This is a genomic window from Burkholderia diffusa (assembly GCF_001718315.1).
Lineage (GTDB): Bacteria > Pseudomonadota > Gammaproteobacteria > Burkholderiales > Burkholderiaceae > Burkholderia > Burkholderia diffusa_B.
The window spans coordinates 1,349,491-1,372,304 of record NZ_CP013362.1 but is presented as its reverse complement, the minus strand read 5'-3'; the positions used below and the strand labels follow the sequence as shown (position 1 = coordinate 1,372,304).

The 22,814-nt window shown below is 70.2% G+C and carries 18 protein-coding genes; 5 read left to right on the top strand and 13 right to left on the bottom strand.

Going from position 1 to position 22,814, the window contains the following annotated elements:
- Positions 1 to 42: 42 nt before the first annotated feature.
- The 3 genes from WI26_RS06295 to WI26_RS06285 are packed head-to-tail and all read right to left on the bottom strand — an operon-like array spanning position 43 to position 2,567.
- Complete coding sequence (locus WI26_RS06295) at positions 43 to 489, bottom strand: DoxX family protein (protein WP_059540234.1); 447 nt, start codon at positions 487 to 489, stop codon at positions 43 to 45.
- Position 490: 1 nt separating this feature from the next.
- Positions 491 to 2,380 carry an amidohydrolase gene (locus tag WI26_RS06290; RefSeq protein WP_069225488.1) on the bottom strand — a complete coding sequence of 630 codons (1,890 nt, stop codon included), beginning with the start codon at positions 2,378 to 2,380 and terminating at the stop codon, positions 491 to 493.
- A gap of 19 nt (positions 2,381 to 2,399) precedes the next feature.
- Complete coding sequence (locus WI26_RS06285) at positions 2,400 to 2,567, bottom strand: DUF1427 family protein (RefSeq protein WP_059467730.1); 168 nt, start codon at positions 2,565 to 2,567, stop codon at positions 2,400 to 2,402.
- Positions 2,568 to 2,680: 113 nt separating this feature from the next.
- Here WI26_RS06285 and WI26_RS06280 point away from each other — a divergent pair, with 113 nt between their 5' ends.
- Complete coding sequence (locus WI26_RS06280) at positions 2,681 to 3,604, top strand: LysR family transcriptional regulator (protein WP_069225487.1); 924 nt, start codon at positions 2,681 to 2,683, stop codon at positions 3,602 to 3,604.
- Between the two features lie 18 nt (positions 3,605 to 3,622).
- On the opposite strand, the gene WI26_RS06275 is transcribed toward WI26_RS06280, so the two are convergent.
- Positions 3,623 to 4,309, bottom strand: coding sequence for a hydrolase (locus WI26_RS06275; protein ID WP_069225486.1), 687 nt, complete (start codon positions 4,307 to 4,309; stop codon positions 3,623 to 3,625).
- Between the two features lie 287 nt (positions 4,310 to 4,596).
- Here WI26_RS06275 and WI26_RS06270 point away from each other — a divergent pair, with 287 nt between their 5' ends.
- The 4 genes from WI26_RS06270 to WI26_RS06255 are packed head-to-tail and all read left to right on the top strand — an operon-like array spanning position 4,597 to position 7,802.
- Positions 4,597 to 4,857, top strand: a complete 261-nt coding sequence (locus WI26_RS06270) for a DUF1427 family protein (RefSeq protein ID WP_059508791.1) — start codon at positions 4,597 to 4,599, stop codon at positions 4,855 to 4,857.
- Between the two features lie 10 nt (positions 4,858 to 4,867).
- Complete coding sequence (locus WI26_RS06265) at positions 4,868 to 6,448, top strand: cation:proton antiporter (protein WP_069225485.1); 1,581 nt, start codon at positions 4,868 to 4,870, stop codon at positions 6,446 to 6,448.
- A 53-nt stretch (positions 6,449 to 6,501) separates the two neighbouring features.
- Positions 6,502 to 6,894 (top strand): OsmC family protein, encoded by a 393-nt coding sequence (locus WI26_RS06260; RefSeq protein WP_059467735.1) that lies wholly within the window; start codon positions 6,502 to 6,504, stop codon positions 6,892 to 6,894.
- 23 nt (positions 6,895 to 6,917) lie between these two features.
- A complete protein-coding gene (locus tag WI26_RS06255) occupies positions 6,918 to 7,802 on the top strand; it encodes a pirin family protein (protein WP_069225484.1) in 885 nt (294 codons plus the stop codon).
- Between the two features lie 60 nt (positions 7,803 to 7,862).
- Here the strand turns inward: WI26_RS06255 and WI26_RS06250 are convergent, their stop codons facing one another.
- The 9 genes from WI26_RS06250 to bcsB are packed head-to-tail and all read right to left on the bottom strand — an operon-like array spanning position 7,863 to position 22,532.
- Positions 7,863 to 8,057, bottom strand: coding sequence for a hypothetical protein (locus WI26_RS06250; RefSeq protein WP_059540229.1), 195 nt, complete (start codon positions 8,055 to 8,057; stop codon positions 7,863 to 7,865).
- A complete protein-coding gene (gene bcsG / locus WI26_RS06245; protein ID WP_069225483.1) occupies positions 8,039 to 9,592 on the bottom strand; it encodes a cellulose biosynthesis protein BcsG in 1,554 nt (517 codons plus the stop codon). Before bcsG ends, WI26_RS06250 begins: the two co-directional genes overlap by 19 nt.
- A gap of 27 nt (positions 9,593 to 9,619) precedes the next feature.
- Positions 9,620 to 12,157, bottom strand: a complete 2,538-nt coding sequence (gene bcsA, locus WI26_RS06240) for a UDP-forming cellulose synthase catalytic subunit (RefSeq protein WP_069226362.1) — start codon at positions 12,155 to 12,157, stop codon at positions 9,620 to 9,622.
- A complete protein-coding gene (gene bcsQ / locus WI26_RS06235) occupies positions 12,154 to 12,942 on the bottom strand; it encodes a cellulose biosynthesis protein BcsQ (RefSeq protein ID WP_069225482.1) in 789 nt (262 codons plus the stop codon). The genes bcsA and bcsQ overlap by 4 nt, the downstream gene beginning before the upstream one ends.
- Positions 12,939 to 13,148: a hypothetical protein gene (locus WI26_RS06230; RefSeq protein WP_069225481.1), complete on the bottom strand. Its 210-nt coding sequence runs from the start codon at positions 13,146 to 13,148 to the stop codon at positions 12,939 to 12,941. The genes bcsQ and WI26_RS06230 overlap by 4 nt, the downstream gene beginning before the upstream one ends.
- Positions 13,145 to 15,100 (bottom strand): cellulose biosynthesis protein BcsE, encoded by a 1,956-nt coding sequence (gene bcsE / locus WI26_RS06225; RefSeq protein WP_069225480.1) that lies wholly within the window; start codon positions 15,098 to 15,100, stop codon positions 13,145 to 13,147. Before bcsE ends, WI26_RS06230 begins: the two co-directional genes overlap by 4 nt.
- A gap of 8 nt (positions 15,101 to 15,108) precedes the next feature.
- Positions 15,109 to 19,032: a cellulose synthase subunit BcsC-related outer membrane protein gene (locus WI26_RS06220; protein WP_069225479.1), complete on the bottom strand. Its 3,924-nt coding sequence runs from the start codon at positions 19,030 to 19,032 to the stop codon at positions 15,109 to 15,111.
- On the bottom strand, positions 19,017 to 20,222 hold the full coding sequence (gene bcsZ, locus WI26_RS06215) for a cellulose synthase complex periplasmic endoglucanase BcsZ (RefSeq protein ID WP_069225478.1): 1,206 nt from the start codon (positions 20,220 to 20,222) through the stop codon (positions 19,017 to 19,019). Before bcsZ ends, WI26_RS06220 begins: the two co-directional genes overlap by 16 nt.
- Positions 20,223 to 20,225: 3 nt before the next feature.
- Entirely contained in the window at positions 20,226 to 22,532 is a 2,307-nt protein-coding gene (gene bcsB / locus WI26_RS06210; protein WP_059594416.1) for a cellulose biosynthesis cyclic di-GMP-binding regulatory protein BcsB, read from the bottom strand.
- Positions 22,533 to 22,814: the final 282 nt, after the last annotated feature.

Here is a 22,814-nt window from a genome sequence, read left to right as displayed (position 1 = left end):
CCTTGTTGTTTCATCAAATGGTGCAGCGGCTCGGGCACCCTGTCACCCGCGGCCATCGCCGGCCGGCCGCCGCGCATCGTCGAGCACGGTCGCGAGCACCAGCGCGGCAATCAATCCCAGGTGCTCGAAAAAGCTGTTGAGCGCCATGAAATGCGCGGTGCCCGTCTGGTTCCAGAAGTCGTTCGCCACCAGCATCGCGACGAGCGTCAGCATGCCGAGGCCGCCGGCGCCGAGCCACGTGAAGCGGCGAAACACCACGCAGAGCGAGCCGCCGATCTCGACCACAACCGCCAGCGCAGCCCACAGCGCGGCCGGCTGCAGCCCGAAATGCGCCTGCTCGGCCACCGCGTCGTCGAAATGCGTCGCCTTGTCGATCCCGCCGATCAGAAACGCCGAGACGAGGGCAAGTCGCACCAGCGCGCCGACCCACGGCTGCGCAAGCAGGGCCCGGATCCACCCGGGGCTGTACCGGCCGATGGGCGTCGACATCTCAGATCGCCCAGCACGAACAGCCGAACGCGCCCCAGAAGCCCTTCGCGTCCGACGTCGGCAATGCGCTGCCCCACGCGCTCGCATGCGCATGCTGGTGCACGGTGCACGCGTTCGCGCAGCCGCACATCGCGGCAGCCGCCGCCCGTTGCAGCGGCGCGCCGTTGCGCTGCGTCGCGCCCCAGCCGCCATAGCCGCCGTACTCGCGCACCGGCGACCAGTCCGGCATCGCCGGCGGAATCGGCGCGTCGTGCGACGCGAACGGGCCCGCGCCCCACACGATCTTGCCGCCGACCACCGTCAGCAGCGCGGTCGTGCCCGCGATATCGTCCTCCGCGCATGCGAAGAAATCGCGATCCGGGACCACCAGGTCGGCGAGCTGCCCGACCGCGATGCGCCCCTTCCTGCCTTCCTCGTTCGAGAACCACGTCACGTACTCGGTCCACATGCGCAGCGCGGTCTCGCGATCGAGCAGGTTGCGCTGCGGGTACATCCGCAGGCCGCCGACCGTCTTGCCCGTCACCAGCCATGCGAGCGACACCCACGGGTTGTACGACGCCACGCGCGTCGCGTCGGTGCCGGCCGAGACCTTGAGGCCCTTGTCGAGCATCTTCGCGACCGGCGGCGTGGCTTCCGCCGCCTGCGCGCCGTAGCGCTCGACGAAGTATTCGCCCTGGTACGCCATCCGGTGCTGCACCGCGACACCGCCGCCGAGCGCCGCAATCCGGTCCATCGAACGCTCGGAGATCGTTTCCGCGTGATCGAAGAACCAGTTCAGCCCTTCGAGCGGGATGTCCTCGTTGACCTTCTCGAACACGTCGAGCGCGCGGCTGATCGTTTCGTCGTACGTCGCGTGCATCCGCCACGGCCAGCGGTTCTGCGCGAGCACGCGCACGACGCCTTCGAGATCGTCCTCCATCTGCGCGGGCAGGTCCGGGCGCGCGACGCGGAAGTCCTCGAAATCGGCCGCGGAGAACACCAGCATCTCGCCCGCGCCATTGTTGCGGAAGTAGTCGGTGCCGTCGTGATACTTGACGCTCTGCGTCCAGTTCACGAAGTCTTCCTTCTCGGCGTTCGGCTTTTGCGTGAACAGGTTGTACGCGATCCGGATCGTCATCTCGCCCGCGTCGTGCAGCTTGCGGATCACTTCGTAATCGTCCGGGTAGTTCTGCGAGCCGCCGCCCGCGTCGATCACGCCCGTCACGCCGAGCCGGTTCAGTTCGCGCATGAAGTGACGCGTCGAGTTGTACTGATACTCGAACGGCAGCTTCGGCCCCTTCGCGAGCGTCGCGTAGAGGATCGTTGCGTTCGGGTTCGCGAGCAGCAGGCCCGTCGGGTTGCCGGCCGCATCGCGCAGGATCGTGCCGCCCGGCGGCTCGGGCGTGTCCTTCGTATAGCCGACCACGCGCAGCGCGGCCGCGTTCAGCAGCGCGCGATCGTACAGGTGCAGGATGAACACCGGCGTATCGGGCGCGACTGCGTTGAGCTCGTCGATCGTGGGCAGGCGCTTCTCCACGAACTGATGTTCGGTGAAGCCGCCGACCACGCGCACCCACTGCGGCGCGGGGGTCACGGCGACCTGCCGCTTGAGCATCTCCATCGCGAGCGCGAGCGAAGGCACGCCGTCCCAGCGCAGCTCCATGTTGTAGTTCAGGCCGCCACGAATCACGTGGCAGTGGTTGTCGATCAGGCCCGGCAGCACGCCGCGGCCGTCGAGGTCGACCACTTTCGTCGCGCGGCCCGCGAGCGGCATCACGTCCGCGTCGCTGCCGACCGCGACAAAGCGGCCGGCAGCGATGGCCACCGCGGTGGCGACAGGGTTCGTGCGGTCGAGGGTCGTGATGCGCCCGTTGTGCAGGATGAGATCAGGTCGAGTGTCGGATACGCTCATCAGTTTGTCCTCGATGCAATCAGAAACCGAGCCAGTGCCGGACCGGTGCAACGGCCGCCACACCGATCAGCATGCCGGCCAGCCCGACCAGCGCGATCAGCGGCGGCGCGGGAGAGCGGACCTTGATCACGCTGTACACGACGCCGACCAGCACGCCAGCGCCCAATGAAGCCAGATACGATTCCATACGCCCCTCCCGACTGAATTAGAATGTGCCGCATTGCCGCCCGGGCGCCGCGCACCGGCGGCCCGATTCGCTGCCGCCGCGTCCGCGCCGCTTCCCTGTCACGCTTTCCAGCCATGCAACATCTTCCCGATCTCGAAGCCTGGGCCATCTTCGCGCGCGTCGCGGAGACCGGTTCGTTCGCCAAGGCCGCCGACCTGCTCGGCATCTCGCAACCGACCGTGTCGAAAGCGATCGCGCGCCTCGAAAAGCGTCTCGGCGCGATGCTGCTGTACCGCACGTCGCGCAAGCTGTCGCTCACGCCGACCGGCGAACTGCTGCGCGATCGTGCGATCCGGCTGCTCGCCGACGCCGAGCTGATCGAGGACGAAGCATCCGCGCACGCGCTCGAACCGCACGGCCTCGTACGCGTGAACGCGCCGATGTCGTTCGGGCTGCACCACCTGGCGCCGGTGCTGCCCGCGTTTCTCGAACGCTACCCGCGCGTCGACATCGACCTCGTGCTGACCGACCATTTCGTCGAAATCGTGTCGGGCGGTTTCGACGTCGCGATCCGGATCGCCGAGCTGAACGATTCGTCGCTGCGGGCGCGCCGTCTCTGCGCTGTGCGCCGGCCGCTCGTCGCATCGCCCGCGTATCTCGACCGGCATGGCCGGCCGACCCATCCGAGCGAACTCGACCAGCACGTGTGCCTGACCTACACGAACATCCCGACGCCCGACTACTGGCGCTTTCGCCACACTGCGTCGAACGACGAAATCGGCATACCCGTGCGCGGCCGCATCCGCACCAACAACGCCGACGTCATCGGCCCCGCGCTGGTTGCAGGCCACGGTCTCGCGCTGCAGCCGACGTTCCTGGTGTGGGATGCACTGCAAAGCGGCGAGCTCGAGGAAGTCATGCACGACTGGAAAATCCCCGACATCAACGTCAACCTCGTCACGCCGCCCGGCATGCTGCGTGCCGCACGCGTGACGGCGCTGCTCGAGTTCCTCGTCGAACATCTGTCGCACGCGCCGTGGGCGCTGCCGCCCGTCTGAACGGGCGGCCCGCAGCCGTTACTTCGCCGGCACGGCCGGGATCGACTCGTGCGGCGTCGCGGTGCGTTGCGGTGCCTTGTGGACCATCGTGTACGCGTAGTCGATGCCCATCCCGTACGCGCCCGAGTGCTCCTTCACGACCGCCATCACGGCATCGTAAGTGTCGCGGCGCGCCCAGTCGCGCTGCCACTCGAGCGCGACCTGCTGCCAGGTGACCGGCACCACGCCGGCCTGGATCATCCGCTGCATCGCGAAATCGTGCGCGTCCTTCGACGTGCCGCCCGACGCATCGGCGACCATGTAGATTTCGTAGTCACCTTCGAGCATCGCGCTGAGCGCGAACGTCGTGTTGCAGACCTCGGTCCACAGGCCCGACACGACGACCTTCTTGCGGCCGTTCGCGGCCAGCGCATCGCGCACCTTCTGGTCGTCCCACGAGTTCATCGACGTGCGTTCGAGCGTCTTCTGGTTCGGGAACACGTCGAGCAGTTCGGGGTAGGTGTAACCCGAGAAGCTGTCGCTTTCGACCGTCGTGATCGTGGTCGGGATGTTGAACGCCTTCGCGGCCTTGGCGAGCCCGACGACGTTGTTCTTCAACGTCTGGCGATCGATCGATTGCACGCCGAATGCCATCTGCGGCTGCTGGTCGATGAAGATCAACTGGCTGTTCTGGGGAGTGAGGACTTCAAGCTTCGGGTTGCTCATGGCGCGAATCATCCTTTGGACACGAAACGTTTAAGACTTGCCTCGACCGGAACCGAGAGAAGCCGACTGTGCGTTACCCCGGATCTGCGTCTTCCGGTTGCAGCCATTTAATCTGAAAAGTTGCGGCTCGAACATCCAAGAAATGGAATCGATCGAATTCCGAAAGAGAGGGTCTCCAAGGGCCATCCGCCCTTTTGTTCCATACGTAAACCCGATACGCTTCCAGCACGTCGAAGGTGCGCCCTTCGCCCCCCCCCCCGATCAGCCTATCACGCGAGGTTTTCATCATGAAACCGTATTTTCTGTCGCTGTTCGCTGGCATCCTCGCCGGCGTCATCTACGGTGCGCTCGGCGTGAATTCGCCGGCCCCGCCGATCATCGCGCTCCTCGGCCTGCTCGGCATGCTGGCCGGCGAACAGATCCTGCCGCTCGCGCGCCGGATGCTGTCCGGCTACCGGCTGAATACCGCATGGCGCGATGCACAATGCAGCCAGCACATGTTCGGCGCACTGCCGGGCGGCGCCGCGAACGACCGCAAACCGTCGTGACGCAAGGCTCATGACCAACGTCGAACTGTTTCATTACCTGCTGCTGTTGATCTGCGGCGCGGGCGCGCTCACGTGGCTCGCGGAGCGGATCTCGATTCCACCGGCCGTCGTGCTGCTGCTCGGCGGCTGCGTGGTGGCCGTCGCCGGCAAGGGCGTGCCCGACATGGACCCGGCGCTGCTCCTGGCAGCCGTGCTGCCGCCGCTGCTGATGTCGAGCGGCTTCTACACGGCATGGAAGGAATTCCGGCACGAGCTCGGCTCGATCGCGTCGCTCGCGCTTGGCGCGGTGGCGTTCACGACGGTTGCGGTCGCGCTCGCCGTGCATGCGGCCAATCCGTCGTTGCCGTGGGCCGCATGCTTCACGCTCGGCGCGATCGTGTCGCCGCCCGACGCGGTCGCCGCGAAGGCGATCCTGCAGCGCCATCCGTTGCCCGCGCGGCTCGTCGCGGTGCTCGAAGGCGAAAGCCTCGTCAACGATGCGTCGGGCCTGCTGCTGTATCAAATGGCCGTTTCGGCCGCGCTCGCCGTCACGATCACGACCGCGAGCGCCACCGGCCTGTTCTTTTCCCTCACGCTGATCGGCATCGCGGTCGGTCTCGCGTGCGGCCATGCAATGTGCTGGGTGCTGCAACGCCTGCGCGAGCCGATGCTCGGCATCGTCGTGACCTTCGCGATGGCGTGGGGCAGCTACGGGATCGCGGAAGCCGTGCACGGCTCCGGCGTGCTGTCGGTCGTGACCTGCGGCCTCGTGCTCGGCGTGCGCCAGCATCGCGTGTTCGACGCCGACATGCGGATCAAGGCGAAGGCGACCTGGGAAGCGATCGTGTTCGTGCTAGACGCGCTCGTATTCATCCTCATCGGCCTCGCACTGCATGCGATCCTCGCGCGCGTGAATCACGAAGGCGCGGTGCTGATGGCCGGCCTGCGCGTCGCGCTGCCGGCGACGGCTGCCGCGATCGCCGCGCGCGTCGTCTGGGTGTTCGTCGCGATGTGGCTGCCCGGCCGTCTGCGCGCGCCGCGCGCGGGCCATGCGCCGTGGTCGTGGCGCGAGGCCGTCGTGCTCGGCTGGTCCGGCATGCGCGGCGTCGTGAGCCTCGCGGCCGCGATCGCGCTGCCGGGCAATTTTCCGGGGCGCGACCTGATCCTGTTCAGCACGTTCCTGCTGATCATCGCGACGCTGGTCGTGCAAGGCGGCACGCTGGCGCCGCTGATCCGCGTGCTGAAGCTGCGCCCGGCCGCGCGGCACACGATGTCCGAGCATGCGGTGCGCGCATACACGTTCGGCGCGGCGCTCGCCGAACTCGATACTCGCGGGCAGCGCGGCCCGGGCCTCGAACGCGCGTCGCTCGACCGGCTGTTGACCGAATACCGCAGCCGCGTCGCGTTCAACGAACGCGCGCACCGCGACGGCGCCGAACCGGCGGACGTGCGCGCGCGGATGCTGCGCGTCGAGCTGGAGTTGGTCGGCGTGTCGCGCGACGCGCTACTCGACCTGCATCGCCACGGCCGGGTCGACGACGCGGTGTTGCACCGCATAGAATCCGAGCTGGACTTCGAGGAATTGCGGCTGCAGCGCCTGCTCGAGCCATGACGCGCGGCCATGCCCGGCCGGCCCGTCTCCCCCTTCCCCCACATGGAATTGCAATGAGCGAACTGTCCGTCGAAGCAAGCATCGGCTCCGTCGATTACCTGGTCCATTTCACCGACGGCGTGCATCAGTGGCGCGCCGACGAACCGGCGTCGCTCGGCGGCGGCGACACCGCGCCGACGCCCGTCGCGCTGCTGCTGTCGAGCCTCGGCGCCTGCACCGCGATCACGCTGAAGATGTACGCGCAACGCAAGGGCTGGCCGCTCGCCGAAGTCCACGTGAAGCTCGCGCACGAATCGGGCAGCGCGGGCAGCACGATCGTGCGCCGCATCACGCTCGACGGCGACCTGACCGACGAACAGCGCGAGCGCCTGCTGCAGATCGCGAACGCGTGCCCCGTGCACAAGATCCTCACGCACCCGATCACGATCGATACGGCCATCGCCTGACCCAACGAAACCGGGAGACCATCATGTCCGCATCGATCAAGACCCTGCTCACGCCGCGCGAGAGCGACATCGGCAACCTCGTCGTGCGCCGCGTGCTGCCCGCGCGCGCCGCGCGCCTCGTCGGCCCGTTCATCTTCTTCGATGAAATGGGGCCGGCCGTGCTGCCGGCCGGCAGCGGGATCGACGTGTTGCCGCATCCGCACATCGGCCTCGCGACCGTCACCTATCTGTTCGACGGCACGCTGATGCATCACGACAGCCTCGGCTTCCGGCAGAAGATCGTGCCGGGCGACGTGAACTGGATGACGGCCGGGCGCGGCATCGTCCACTCGGAGCGCTCGCCCGACGAGGACCGCCCGCATGAACAGCCCGTGCACGGGATCCAGACCTGGGTCGCGCTGCCGGTCGAGCACGAGGACACCGCGCCCGCGTTCGTGCATCACGCGGCCGACACGCTGCCGTCGTTCACGCGCGACGGCGCGAGCGTGCGCGTAATCGCGGGCACCGCATTCGGCCTCGCATCGCCGGTCGCCGTGTTCTCGCCGACGCTCTATGCATATGCGGAATTCGTCGCGGGCGGACGACTCGCGCTCGACGCGGAACACGACGAGCGCGGCGTGTATCTCGTCGACGGCGACCTCACGATCGACGGCACGCCGCTCGCACCCGCGACGATGGCCGTGCTCGAACCTGGCGCGAACGTCGCGCTCGCCAGCGCGAACGGCGCGCGCGTGATGCTGCTCGGCGGTGCGCACCTGCCGGGCGAGCGATTCATCGAATGGAATTTCGTGTCGAGCGAGCGCGCGAAAATCGAGGCGGCCCGCAACGCATGGGCCGCGCAGACCTTCGGCAAGGTGCCAGGCGAGGAAAACGAATGGGCGCGCCAGCCGGAGCGCCGCGCGCAGTAAGCCGGTAGCAGCTGGCTCATCGATGCAAGGCGGCCGGCATTCACGCCGGCCGCCCTGGGTTTAGCGCTTCAATCCCATCAGCTTCGCGAGCACCGGCCAGCGATCGAGCGATTCGACGAACGCGCGCCGCGCCTGCTCGTCGACGTAACGTGCCGGGTCCAGCGCGGGCAGGTGCCGCGCGAGGCCGATCACGTCGTTCGGTTGCGACAGGCGATCGTCGTCGCCTTCGCCGATGTTTACTGTTCGTCGATCCATACGCCGTCCGGAGTCTTGACCGCATAGCCGGTACTTGTCTGCATCGTCACCGTGCCTTCGTTTTCGCCGACCATCCGCGTGCGCGGCAGGTCGGCGGCATATTGCGCAAGCGTCACGCCCGGCTTGAACGGGCTGTTCGACACGAGGTTCGACAGCAACTGCGCGAGCGCGAGAAAGCTCGTCGGCTGGTCGATCACGGTCGTCGTGCCGTGATCGCCGGTGAAGCCGACGAGCCGCACGCCGACCGGCCCGTGAACGATGCGCGGCGTCGGAATCTCGCGCAGGCCCGCGACCTGGTTCTTGTCGCCGCGCAGCGCGGCGCCGTGTTCGGGCACGAACACGATCACCGCGCGCCGGCCCGACTGCGCGATCAGGTCGGCGAGCCGGTCGAAGTCGTTCATCAGCTTGCTCGCGCGCTGCGGATACGAATCGATGCTGGTCAGCGCACTGCCCACCACGCGGTTGCCATCGTGCAGGCTGATCGTGTTGTAGTACAGCGCGACCGGGCCCGGCACCGACGCACGCTGCGCGTACCAGTTCGCGAGCGTGCCGTAATCGTCCTTGATCGCCGAGCCATCGAACGCATGCATCGCGACCGGAGCGGCGGCGTTCGAGATCAGCGGTGCGTCGGGCACGCCGATATTGTCGTGAATGACCTGCAGGAAGTTGTCGAAGTGGCCGTCGTGGTTCAGCAGCGACTGCACCGTGTAGCCCGCGGACGCGAGTTGCGAGAACAGGTAGCACTGCTGCGGCGCGGGTTTGTACAGGTCCGCATGCGCTTCCTGCCCGCAGCTCGCGCGCAGCACGCGGATCGCGGCCGGGCCGCTGTAGCTCGCGGCCGTGCTGAAGTTGTTGAACAGGTAGTCGAAGTGACTCAGCATCGGGTGGTTGCGCACCTTCGCGGCGTCGAGGTCGTCCCACGACAGCGAGCAGACATGCAGCACGATCACATCGAACTGGGCGGCCGGGTCGTTGCCGAGATGACCGAACGCGACCTGGCGCTGCGATTCCTGCGCGCGGAACGTCGCGAGCGCCGCGTTGTGGTCCTCTGGCTGGCCGGCGCGCACGCCCATCGCGTTCGCCTGCTGCGGCAGCGGCGCAACGACGCGCGCCAGCAGCCCGTTGCCGGCCTGCCACAGCGGCATCACGATCAGCGCGGCCAGCACGAAGGTCGCGACGCGCACCCAGCGGTTGACGACGAAATAGGCGATCAGCACGCCCGCCACCGTCAGCACCAGCACCGGCGGCAACAGGCGCGGCAGCAGCTCCATCCAGTAGTCGAGGCGGAACGTGCCGACCTCGCGCGCGGCTTCGGCAAGGCGCGCGAGCGGCGGCGCATGCATCTCGCGCGCGAGAAGCGGCACCGCGATCGCGATCGCGACGAGCTGCCGCACGATACGCCACGCGCGCCGCCGGATCGGCGCGCTCGCCGCGAGCGCCAGCGCGAATGCGAGATTCGCGAGCCACAGCGGCTGCAGGTGGTCGGTCGCGAACAGCGCGAACTTCAGGATGAAATACAGATTCCAGAACGTCATCTAAACCACTCCGTGATGGGCGCCACCTCAGTCGCGCGCCCGATCGAGCTTCGGCGCGATCATCGACTGCACGCCGCGCGCCGCGCCTTTCCACATTCGCACGTAACCGTCCAGGCCCACGCGCAGCACTTCCTTCAGCCCGCGCAGCGGCGTGTCCGCGCGCGCGCTCGCGTGCCAGTCGAGCCACGCGTCCGCGCGGCCGAACGTGCACTGCACGAGCTGGCGCTCCTGTTCGAGCGTCAGCGCCTCGAAGCTCACGCCGACGTGCGTCGGCGTCACGCGGCTCACGCGCACCGGGAACGGGAACGGCCGGTCGCCACGCGTCACGCACACCGTCAGCGTGTCGCCGACTGCGAGCGCCAGCCCCGGCACCGCTTCGAGGCCGAGGCCGCCGGTCGAGTAGTCGCTGGTGAAGCAAGCGGCCGTCGACCCGTCGGCGAGCAGCAGCGTCGCCGGCACGCGCATCGCGATCCGGTGCGTGACGCGCACCTGCCTGGTCTCGCGCGCGACGGCCAGCGCGGCGCCGAGCATCGCGAGGTTGTAGACGGTCCAGCCGAGCGTGATCAGGATCGTCGACGCCTCGTCGCCCTGATCGGCCACGAGCCGCCACAGGCCGGCCGCGATCGCGAGCACGTTCAGCGCGAACAGCACGAGATACGGCTTCGACGTCGACCAGTCGACGTAGCCCTCGTCGATCTTGCCGCCCTTGTCGGTCACGTTGAACTTGCCGTGCTTCGGGCTGAAGAACGCGACGGTGGTCGGCAGCGCGATATACCACGCGAGCACCGATTCATAGACTTCCGCCCAGAACGAGTGGCGATAACGGCCCTGCATCCGCGAGTTCGCGACGTTCGCGAGCACCAGGTACGGGATCACGTAGCTCGCGAGCGCAACCGACGACGCATTGATGAAGTACAGGTGGAAGAACAGGTAGGCGAGCGGGATCGTCAGGAACACGAGCCGCGGGATCCCGTAGAAGAAATGCAGCATCGCGTTGCCGTAGCAGATCCGCTGGATCAAGCCGAGCCCGCGCCCGAGGAACGGGTTGTCGATGCGGAAGATCTGCGCCATCCCGCGCGCCCAGCGCGTGCGCTGCTTCACGTGCCCCGCGAGGCTCTCGGTCGCGAGGCCGGCCGCCTGCACGGTCGGCAGGTAAGCCGACGTGTAGCCGCGGCGATGCAGCTTGAGCGCGGTATGCGCGTCCTCGGTCACGGTCTCGACGGCGACGCCGCCCACCTCCTCCAGCGCGCTGCGCTTGAGCACCGCGCACGATCCGCAGAAGAACGTCGCGTTCCACAGGTCGTTGCCCGACTGCACGAGCCCGTAGAACAGGTTGCCCTCGTTCGGGATCTCGCGGAACGTGCCGAGGTTGCGCTCGAACGGATCGGGCGAGAAGAAATGGTGCGGCGTCTGCACCAGCGCGCACTTCGGGTCGCGCAGGAACACGCCCATCGTGGTCTGCAGGAACGAGCGCGTGGGCACGTGATCGCAGTCGAAGATCGCGATGTAGTCGCCGTGCGTCTTCGGCAATGCGCGGTTGATGTTGCCTGCCTTCGCATGGCGATTGTCGTCGCGCGTCAGGTAGCCGATCCCCGCTTCCCGCGCGAACGCCTCGAACTCGGGGCGACGGCCGTCGTCGAGCAGGTACACGCGCAGCTTGGCCGTGGGCCAGTCGATGCTCTGCGATGCAAACACGGTCGGCTTCACGACCGACAGCGGCTCGTTGTAGGTCGGGATATAGATGTCGACGCTCGGCCAGCTGTCGGGATCGTCGGGCAACGGCACGATCGGCCGGTCGAGCGGCCAAGCGGTCTGGATGAAGCCAAGCAGCAGGATCATCCACGTGTAGGCTTCGGCACCGTACAACAGGTAGCCGGCGAACGCCTCGACCGGGCTGCGGAAATCGAGCGTCTGCGTCGTGCGCCACCACACGTAGCGGACCGTGGCGAGCAACGCGAGCGACGCGAGCGCGAGGGTCGGCAGATGACCCGGCAGGCGGCGCAGCGCCAGTGCCAGCACCGCGACGATCGCGAAGAATGCGAACTGCGCGCCGGGCATCAGCGGCGACATCCCGGCCGCGGCCCACATCAGCGCACCGGCGATCAGCAGCAGCGGCGCGAGCCAGCGATGCCGGCCGACGCCATGCGCGCGCGCGTCGAGCCAGCCGCCCCAGCGCGCCCACGGCAGACGCCCGAGCAACGCGTCGATGCGGGCGCCGAGCGCGCGCGCCGCGACGTAGGCCGGCACGACGAACGTGTCGAACCATGCGAGCGGATCGCGCGCGGGCCGCTCGTCGGCCGCGCGCGGCGCACGCACGATCGCGCGCCACAGCCATTCACGCGGGCTCAGCGGCTGCAGCACGCCCCACTCCTGCGCGAGCCACAGGAACGCGACGCGCGCCCGGCGGCGCACGGGATCGGGCCGGCCGGGCGGCGGTGCATGAAAGAACAGCCGCACGAGCCAGTCGAGCAGCGTGCGCTGGGCCGGCAGCCCGATCCCGCACGCACACCAGTCGGTCGCACGCCGCGCCGCGGCGCGCCAGCGAGACGCGAACGCGGCCTTCATCGCCGCGCTCCCGTGCGGCCGGCGACGGCGGCGGCGAGCCACGTGTCGACCCAGTTCGCGACGCCGTTCAGGTCGTGCGACGCCTGCGAATACGGTGCGTCGTCGAAGATCCAGGTGCCGCGCGCGAGCGTCTCGGGCACGGCCGCATCGACGTGAATCCGCTGTTCGAGCATCGACGCCGGCCCCGCGACCGCACGCAGCATCGCGAGCGCGTCGCGCTGCATGTCGCGCGCCGGGTTCAGCCGGTTCACGACGATCTGCAGGTCGCCGCCGCCGGCCCGCAATGCGTCGAGGCGCGCGGCGACCGTTGCGCATGCGGCCGGTTCGGGCGGCACGACGACGAGCGTCAGGTCGGCACGGCGAATCGCCTGCTCGGCCTGCGGCGACGGATAGCGCGCGGTGTCGACCAGCACGACGCCGTCGGCCGGCAGCGCGATCTCGTCGAGCGCGCGCGACAGCCAGGCCGGATCGGCCGCGAGCCGCGCATCGCAGGCGGCGGCGCCCACCGCGTCGACCTGACCGTACGGCACGAACAGCACACCGTCGGCATTGCGCCACGTGTGCGCGTGCCATGGCGCGGCATCATCCGCGTCACCGAGCAGGCTGTGCGCGAGCCCGTGCTCGGCCAGCGTATCGAGACCGAGCGTCGCGCCCATCAGGTTCTGCGCATCGAACTCGACCGCGACGACCGGCCGGCCGCGACGCGCGAGCAGTACCGCGAGCGCGCCTGCGAGCGTCGTACGGCCCGCGCCGCCGGTCGTCGATGTGATGGCGATCGTCTTCATGGCGCGGCCTCGTCGGTACGGTCGGCTTCGGGCAGCAGGCGCCCGCGCAGCGCGACCGGCACGAGTTCGCACGGCACCGCGTCGCGCCGGTGCAGCCCGCGCGGCGCATGAAAGCCGCGGCCAAGCCCCAGGTGCTGCACGACGAGCCACACCGGCACCGCGATCGCAATGCCGACGACGAATCCGATGACGAGTTCGGCGATCATGCACCCTCCGGCTTGCGCAGCGGCATCGCGCTGCGGATGGCGCCGCGCGCGCGCGCGGCGGGAAATTCGGCGGACGGTGCCGGCGCATCGGCAGCCGGCGTTGCGTCGCCGGCGTGCGGCGCCGCATCGGCATGCTCGTCGAACGTCCCGGCCGCTGTGACTTCGGTACCCGGTTCAGCGAGCGTCGCGACGTCGCCGGCGCGTTCGATCGGCGCACGCGCCGAACCGGCCGGCTTCGCCGTCGAGAACAGGTCGCTGTAGTCGGCGATCGGCGCGCGCCGGTTCTCGGCCTTCAGCGCATCGAGCTCGGTGTCGATGCTGCCCTGCCCGAGACACACGACGCGATCGGACAGCGTGTCGACCGGCACGTCGAAGATCCGCGTCAGCGCGTCGTCGGCATCGCCGGGTTCGCACGCGAACAGGAATACGTACAGGTGTCCGGCATCGGCGGTGACGACGTCGCCCGCGCGGCGCGGCCGGCAGTGGCGCAGCGCATCGACGTGCGACACGCCGGGCAGCAGCGCGATCTTCGCGAGCGTATGCGGCAACGCGAGCACGGCGCCGCGATCGAGCACTGCGCGAATCCGCAGGCAGAAGGCGCCGACCGGCAGGTAGCCGAGCACCGAATCGCCGAGCGCGGCCGCGAGCGCCGCACGATAGTCGGCCGCGACGGGCCGCGCATAGAGCTGTCCGTGCAGCGCATTGACCGCCGCGTACATCCGCGACACCGGCAGGTCGCGCGCGACGACGCGGTTCGCGCCGACGCTCAGCACGAGCATCTCGAACTGCTGGCGCAGCACCTCGCCGCGTTCGACGACGGCGATCTTCAATGCGCCGCCGGATTGCCGGCGCAACGCGTGAACGGCCGCGCACAGCGCCTCGAGCTGCGCGTGCGAGCGGAACGCCAGCACCGCGGTCGCGGCCTGCGCGTGCGCACAGGCGGCGACGACCGCCGCGTTGTCGTCGACGATTTCCCAGCCCGCGGGCACACGGCTCGCTTCATCGAGCACCGCGCGGCTGACGACGACGCGATCCTCGTCAGTCGCGAGCTTCATGCGGCGCGACGGCTCGGCGGCGCCGCCGTCGACGACCGCCGCGAGCCTGCCGCTCGGCGCGAAACGCAGCGGCCGCACTTCACCGGCCGCGAGCGTGTCGCCGGCACGCCAGAAATCGACGACCCACAGCAGCTCGCCGTGCGTGCGCTGCAACTGCGCGACGCCCGAGCACACGCCATGAAAGCCGCTGCGCGGCGCGCGATTCGCATCGCGCACGAGCGGTGGATCGTCGGTATCCAGGTCGGCGCCGGTGCGCGCGATCTCCGGATCGACCAGCAGCACCAGCGCGATTCGATGCGTGCGGCACCAGTCGGCGAGTGCGTGCGCCTCTTCGGCGAGTGCCGCCGGATCGTCCCAGCTGAACCAGCGCTGCGCGCCTTCGATGAAATACAGCGAGCGCGCGCGAAAGCCGTAGCGCTTCATCGCGCGCAAGCCGCCCGTGAGGCGTGCGAACGGACCGGGCGCCGCACGGCGCGGCGCGCTTGGTTCGCGCGCGTCATCGCCGTCGGCCGGCTCATGCGCGGGCGGCAGCGCCAGCACGTTCAGGTTGCGCGGCCAGCCGGCCGGCTGCGCGCCGCCCGCGAAACCGCGCGACTCCATCTGCGCGGCAACGCGCGCCGCGTCGCGCGACAGCACGACCGTCACGTCGCGCGTGCGCGACTGACGCGCGCTTTCCCAAACCAGCGCGTCGCACGCCGGCGTGCCGGCAGCGGCATAGATCGCGTACAGGCCGCCCGCTTCCAGCTGCGTCCATGTATCGGGCAGCCCGTCGATCGCGAGCCGGCTCAACGCGCCGGCGCGGCCGCCTGCCGGCCCCGTGCGCAGCAGCGCGCGCAAGCGGCCAAGCAGGCCGGCGGCGCCGAGCGCGGGGCGGGTTGCATCGATTTCCGTATTCACGGCTTCCCCTAGTAATCCGAATAAAGCCGCACCGGCGTCGGCGTGACGAGCCAGTTGCGCTCCGCGCGTGCGTCGAACGCGTAGCGCAGGTACACGAGCGCCGAACTCGGCGCATAGTCGTGCGACCGGTCGACGTGCAGTTGCGCGCCGACGCTGAGGTGCGGATTCACGCGATATTCGACGATGCCGTTCACGCCGTACGAGAACGACACGCCGCGCGTCGAACTGCCCGCGTAGACGAGCCCCGCCGCTTCCTGCGCGGCGCGCTGGTTCGCGAAGGTCGGGTAGAACACCGAATCTTTTTCGTAGCTGTTCGAGATTCCGGCCGTGACGGTCAGGTCCCACGACAGCGCGTCGCGCCGCCCGGCCCATTCGATCGGCACGCCGAGCGACAGGTAGCGCTGCGGGCTGTAGTACCCGCCCTGCCCGTACGTGTAGTAGCGCAGGTTTTGTGCGTAGTGCCACGCATTGCCGATGAGTCCCGTGCTCACCTTCATCGTCGCGCGTTCGTACACGGGCACCGTGAAGCCCGAGCGCAGCGTGACTTCCGCGTTGCGCTCGACGTTGCGGCCCGACAGCACACCCGCGCCGAGCTCCGCGAACAGGTTCACGCGTCCGACGTCGACCGCCGCGCGCAAGTTGACGCCGTCGCGGCGCACGCCGCCCCAAACCGCCCCGGTCCACGGATCGCGCATCCCCGCATACGACAGCACGCTGCTCGTTTCCGGCCGGCGCGATGCGTTCACGGTGAAGCTCGCCGGCCCCGCATCGAAGCGGTAGCGCACGCCGCCGACCAGGTAATGCACCGGGAAGCCGAGCGGCGACGTGCCGAGATCGACGCGCCATGCGTCCGTGCGAAAGCCGGCGCCGAGCGCGACGCCCATCATCGGCTGATGGAGGTCGCCCGGCGGATGCGCGATCAACGCGGCGGCCGACGGGTTCGCGACGAACGGCGCGGGCAACCCGATCGGCGAGTTGAGCGCCGCGTAGGTCCCGAACGTCTTCAGCGAATACGCATTGGGATCGCTCGTATCGAGCGTGCCGGCGTCCAGATGCACGGTATCCAGCTGCAGGAACGCATGCCCGTCGTAGCGCACCGGCATCTGCATGTAGATCGGCACCTGCTGTGCGCGGTACGCGGAAATCCCTTCGTCGCCCGACTTGTACGCGGGCAGCCAGCCGATCTCGATCTCGGGATCGCGCCGCTGGGCGAGATCCGCGAACGCGGCCTGCGCGGGCGTGCGGCCGTCGCGGCCCGGGCTCACGCCGCTCGTGCGCTCCTGCGACATCGACAGCCGGTACAGCGATGCGGCATCGTCATAGCGCCCCTGCGCCTCGGCCACGCGACCTGCCGCGACCGTCACGTCGGCACGCGCCGGGTATGCGGCATGCAGCGGGTCGATCACTTGCGCGGCTTCGTCCGAACGGCGCAGCGCGTTCAGCCGGCGCACGGCCGACAGCCGCGTATCGACATCGTCGTCCGGCGTGCGCGCGAGCACGGCCTGCACGCGGGCGAGCGCGGCCGCGCGGCGCCCGCTGTCCTCGTCGATGCGCGCGAGCGCGAGTTGCGTATCCGCATCGTCAGGCGTGCGCGCGACGACCGGCGCGAGCGCGTCGCGTGCCGCGTCGTAACGCCCCTGTGCACGCTCGAGGTCTGCCAGTTCGAGTGCGTAGCGCTTGTCTGCGCGGCCGGCAGGGCTCGCCCGATCGAGCAGCGCGCGCGCGCGCGCATAGTCTCGTTGCGCGATCGCTTCGTCCGTCTGCCGCAACACGAGCCGCAGCGACTGGTCCTCGATCCGCGCGGTCTGCGCCGGCGTCAGCGCCGGTGCGCGGCGCAGCGCGTCGAGCCACGCGGCGAGCGCGTCGTCGCGCCCCGCGCTGCCGAGCAGGTCGCCGTAGCGCAGCCGCACGTCGGTGTCGGCCTCGCGCGGATGCGCGGCGATCCAGTCGTGCAACGGTGCGAGACCGCGGTCGGGTTCGCCCGCGTCGATCCATTGCGCGCCGATCGCGGCCAGCATGTCGGGATCGTCCGGCGCGCTCGCCCGCGCATGCGCGAGCGCCGCATCGAATGCCGCGCGATCGCCGCGGCCGAGCGCACCGCGTGCGTCGGTCAGCGCGCTTTGCGCATCGAGCTTGCGTGCGAGCGCGCGCATGCCGTCCGAACGATGCGCATCGTCGACGCCCGCGAGCGCGGCCTGCGCGCCGGCGACATCGTCCAGCGAATTGCGATACAGCGCGGTCGCATAGCGCATCTCGGGAGACTCGCTCTGTGCGAGCCCTTCGTCCATCACCGTGCGGCCAAGCTGCGGCAGTCCCATGTCGCGGTACAGCCGCGCGAGCGCGAAACGCGTCCACGGTGCGTCGGGCGCCGCACGCACGGCCGCTTCGTAGCGTTGCGCGGCCGGCCCCCGTTCGCCCTTGTCCGCGAGCGCACGCGCGTCGCTCGCGAGCAGGTCGGCACGCAACCCGTCGAGCGCGCGGCGATCGTCGCGGCCCGTCACGCGGCTTTGCAGCGCGTCGAGCAGCGGACCGACGCGATCCGCGCGGCCGGTGTTCTCATACAGCATCGCCGCGCCGCGCACCGCCGACAGGTTCGGCGCACGTGCGGCCAGCAATTCGCGCAGCAGCGGTTCCGCACGCGCCCAGTCGCGCTGCGCGAGCAGCGCATCGGCGAGCTGAAGCTTCGCGTCGGGGCTGTCCGGCTGCATCGCGAGTGCGGCGCGCGCCGCGCGTTCGGCATCCTGCGGCCGCCCGGCCGACGCCGCCGCGCGGCCTTGCGCAAGCAGCCCCCAGAACTGCGCGGTGCGCGCGAGACTCTGCCACTTGCCGCGCTGGTCGGTCGACAGCGCAGCGGCGCGCGCGAACAACGCGCGCGCTTCGTCATGGCGGCCTTCGCGCAGGCGCAGCAGGCCGAGCCCGCCGACCGCGTCGGCGTCGTCGGCACGTGCCTTCGCCGCGCGCGCGAGCAGCGGATCGGCGCCGGCCAGATCGCCTCGCACGAGCGCCTGCAGGCCGCGCTGCTGCGCGATGTAGTCGGGATCGCGCTCGAGGCGGCGCTGTGCGTCGCGCTGCTGGTCGAGTGCGGCGGCGCGATCGCGGAATTCCGTGTCGTCCGGCACGAGCGCGAGATACGCGTGCAGCGCATCGAGATACGCGGGGTCGCTGCCGGCCGACTGCAGCACGCGCCGCCACACGGCCATCGCTTCCGTATGGTCGACGTCGACCCGCTTCGCGAGCGACCACGCGATGCGGTTCGCTTCCGCGCGCGTGCCGTCGCGCTGGTTCAGAAGCCGTGCAAGCGCCAGCGCCGCGCTCGAGTCCTGCGGGTCGGCCGCGACCGCGCGGCGCAGTGCGGCGATTGCCGGTTCGCGGCCGCCCGGCGCGTTCGCGACGATCTGGTAGTACTCGGCGCCGAGTGCGCCGGACGGCGCGCCGTTCGGAAACAGCGCGACGATCCGTCGGGCCGCCTCGTCGGCGCGGCCGCTGCGCGCGAGCAGGCGGATCTGCGCCATTTCGCCGCGGCCGCTCGTCGCGACGCGGTATTCGTCAGCCGCGCGGCGCGTGTCGGGCGCCGCGGGCGCGCGCGCCTGCAGGCGTGCCAGCGTGGCCTGCGCGCCTTGCGCGTCGCCGAGCCGCAGCAGCACACGCACCTGTTCCGCGAGCAGTCCGGGATCGTCCGGCGCGATCAGGAGCCCCTTGCGCAGTGCGTCGCGGGCGAGGTCGTCGCGATGCTTGGCGCCCCACATGCGAGCAGTTGCAAGCTGACGCTGGACATCGGACGGAGCGGCCGCAGCCGGCATCGGCACGGCTTTCGGCGCCACGGGTTTCGTCGCCGCGACGGCGACCACGGCCGGCGCCGCCGCGGAGACCGACGACGCGAGCCACGCAAGCCCCGCGACACGCCGCGCGGTGTACTTCATCGGGCCGCGCATGAACGGCCCTCCCAGCGCACATCGAGCGACCCGTCCGCGCCGAACCGGTAGCGGCCGTCGCGCCAGCCGAGGCCGAACAGCGTCAGCACACTCGTGTAGTAACCGGGCGCCGACTGACGCGCGAGCGCATCGACACGCGCCGCCTGCGCATCGGCGAGCGCGTGCTGGCCGCGCGCGTCGAGGAACGGCACCGCCGCCGCGGAGAAGCCGCCGTTGCCGTCGTTCGGCCCCGCGACGCCGGTCGTCGTGTCGACCTTCTCCGGCGGCGCGCCATGCGCGGCGATGTGATCGGCGAACGGCGCGAAGCGCGCGAGCAGCTGTGGCGCGAGCGAATCGGCGTGATCGAGCGTGCCGGCCCACAGGTACACCCGAATCGCGTTGTACGCGCTTTCCGCGTGGGTCTGCGGATCGGGCGCGAAGCCGGCACCGGCGCGATACAACGCCCAGTCCGGCGCAAACCCCTTGGGCGCAGTCTCGAGCAACACGCGGCCGGTGCTCGCCGCGAGCGCGGCCCAGCGGCGATCGTCCGGCAGGCGCGCGGCGAGCCCGCGGATCACCTGCGGCGGCGAATAGCTCGGGTTCACGCGCCATCGACCGTCGGCCAGCCTGAATCCGGTCGGCCCGGGCAGCAGCGTGAGGCCGAGGCCCGGCACGCTGGCCGTCTCGTCGTCGAGCACGCGCTTCGCGAGCAGCGCGCCGCGCGCGGTGTAGCTGCGCTCGTGCCACAGCCGTCCGGCTTCGACGAGCGTGTACGCGATCCACAGGTCGGCATCGGACGCCGCGTTCGCATCGAGCACGCGCCACGCGCCGTCCGGCGCGCGGCCCCACAGCCACGCCGGCAGACGGGCGCTCAGGTCGCCCTGCGCAAGGTTGTTCTCGGTCCATTCGAGGATCGTGTCGAACGTGCGTCGGTCGTTCGCGACGAGCGCGAAGAACAGTCCATACGCCTGCCCCTCCGATACCGTGCGCGAATCCGCCGAGCCGACGTCGATCACCCGGCCGTCGGCCGACACGAAATCGCGCTTGAACGCATCCCAGCGCGGCCACGCCGCGCCGCACCGCTCGCCGGCCGCGCCGCTTTGCGCGGCGGCGCCGGTCGCCGCACACGCGGCCGCGACGGCCAGCACGAGCGCCGTACCGACCCGCCGCGCCGGCTGCGCTGCCCGTCGCCTTACGAATGCCCACGCCATCCGTTACATCCCCCGTCGGCGCGCGGCGATTCTCTGCAGCACGCTGAACACGCCGAGCGCGAGCAGCAGCCCCGCGACAACGCCGACCGCGCCGAGCACCACCGGATGCCGCGCCGCTTGCGTCCAGACGCGCGCGTACCACGGCACGAAGCCGACCACGTACGGCTCGCCGACGCGCAGGCTGTCGACCTGCCCCGGCCGCACCAGCGCGAGGTCGCCCTGCAGTTGCGATACGAGGCCCGGCTTCTCGAATACGTCGAGCAGGTCGGCCAGACGCGTCTGGTCGGTCGCCGTCAACGCCACGACGCTGCGGCCATGGCTGCCCGGCAGCTCGAACCCGGCCAGCGCCGCGAGCGCGCCCGTCTGTTCGATATGCGCGCCGCCGTCGGCCATGCCGACGCCGTTGCGCCAGCGCTCCTTCACCGAGAACGCGACACGCGTCGCGCCCGTGCCGGCCTGCTGGTCGATCGACAGCGGCAACGCGGCGCGCCAGCGCGACAACAACGGCGACGCGGGCGAGCCGTCGATCACGAGCAGGTCCTTGCGGCCCGCGAGCGCGGCGACGTCGCCGGGCCGCGCGACCTGCACGCGCAGCGCCGGGAAGCCGGTCCACTGCCCCATGTGGCCGAGCATCGTCAGGTAGGCTTCCAGCTCCTGCGGCGACGGCCGATCCGGCATCACGACCGCCGTCTGCGACAGGTCGGCGAAGCGCGTAAACGGGAAACCGCTGTTCGCGAAGAACGCGAGGTTCGGCAATTGCGCGTAATGGACGAAGTGCGAGAAGTCGATCGTCGAATCCGGATCGATCGCCGCGCGCTGCGGCTCGGTCGCGGTGCTCGAGCAGAGCCCCGTCTTCTGCGAATCGAGCGTGAAGCGGAACTGCAGCTGGTTGCCGCTGCCGACGCGAAACGCCGGGATGTCGACATCGCTCGTCGCGCGCCCTTCCGGCACCGACAGCAGCGGCAGCTGCATGCGTCCGCGCGCGTCTTCCGCGTGGGCCGGCCCGAGCCGGTACGACTTCACGAGCTGGTCGTTGATCTCGACGGCGAGCGTCGAGTTGTCCTGCACGGTCGGCGCCGTGTAGCGGTAGCGCAGCGTGATCGGCACGCCCGAGCCGTTCCACGAATGCAGATCGGACGGCACGCGCAGGTTCAGCCGGATCGCGTCGGGCGACGTGCCGCGCACCTCGAGTTCGCGCGGATCCGACACCAGTTCGCGGAACGCGATCGGCCGGTTCACCGGCAGCCAGCGCGGTGCGTCGTACGGCTTGCGCGGCGCGCCGAGATCGACGTGCGCGACCGTCGCCGCCGGGCCCGACAGCGCCGCGCGGCCAAGCACGAGCGCCGCGACCGCATCGTCGACCTCGGCGGCCGTGCGGCCCGTCACGACCAGCAGCTTGCGGCCCGGCGCGGCCGGGTTGTCCGCGACGGCGAGCAGCGGGCCGTTGACCGACGGCAGCGCGAGGCCGGCCGGCAAGGTCGCGGCCGTGCCGACCACCACCGCCTGGTCGTCGGACGGGAGCGTCGCCGCAACCGGGAAGCGCGCCTGCCGGTAGTCGGCCTGCGCGCCGAACCACGACGCGAGCACGCCGGCGCTGCGCAGCGTCGCCGAGTCGGGCGACGCCGGCAGCACGAACGGCAGCCGCAGGAGCCCGTTGTCGCGCCGGTCGAAGAACGGCGCGGGCAGCAGCGCGAGATCGTTCGGCAGGTGTACCGGCGACTCGTCGAGGATCAGCTCGCTCGTCGGGCTCACGTCGGCCCAGAGCGCCGAGCTCGACGGATCCTCGCAGTGATCGAGCGTGTAATGCGCAATCAGGCGCAGGCCGATCTGGTTGAAATCGGAGAAGTAGCGCGGATCGATCGGGACGTCCTGCGTGACCGTGTGCCCCGCGCGCGTCGCGTCGAACGGGACGGTCGCGACCACCTCGCCGTTCATCGACACCTTCAGGTGCGACATCGGAAAGACCAGCGACGGCGAATACGCGTAGGTCAGCCGCAGCCGCGCGCCGGTCACCACGCGGTCGAGCCGCACGCCCGCATTGATCGTGCGCGCGTCGTCGGCGCCGCGCAGGTGCATCGGATCGAACGCGCCGAGCGACGCGAACGGCAGGTGCACGGTCGTCGCGGGCAGGCCGGCGGACGCCGCGCCGGGGGCGCTCGGCGCGGCCGCGAACGGCGGCGCGGCCGGATTGCCGGCGGACGCCGAAGCGGCCGTAGCCGCAGCCGGCATGGGCGCGGCCGACAGCGCGGCCGCATGGAACGCGCCAAATGTGGCGACCGACAGCACGAACAGCGACGCGGCCGGCCTCATGCGCGGCCCCGCATCGTCACGATCGTCCGGTCATCAAGCGCGCCGCAACCGACGCGCGCAAAGCAGCTATGCCCGCAAGTGCACATCCTCACTGCTTCCCCTCAAAATCTGGCCTGAATAATTTATTGAAACGACACGACGAATCATTTTGCTGCCGACTCGTCGGACAGCGCGCACCTGGCACCGGTGCTCGCCCATTCGTCACACTATCTCAAAATTAGGACGAAACTCGTCCTGATTCGTGCTGATGAAGCGAAAAACAACTCAATTCGGTCGAAAATG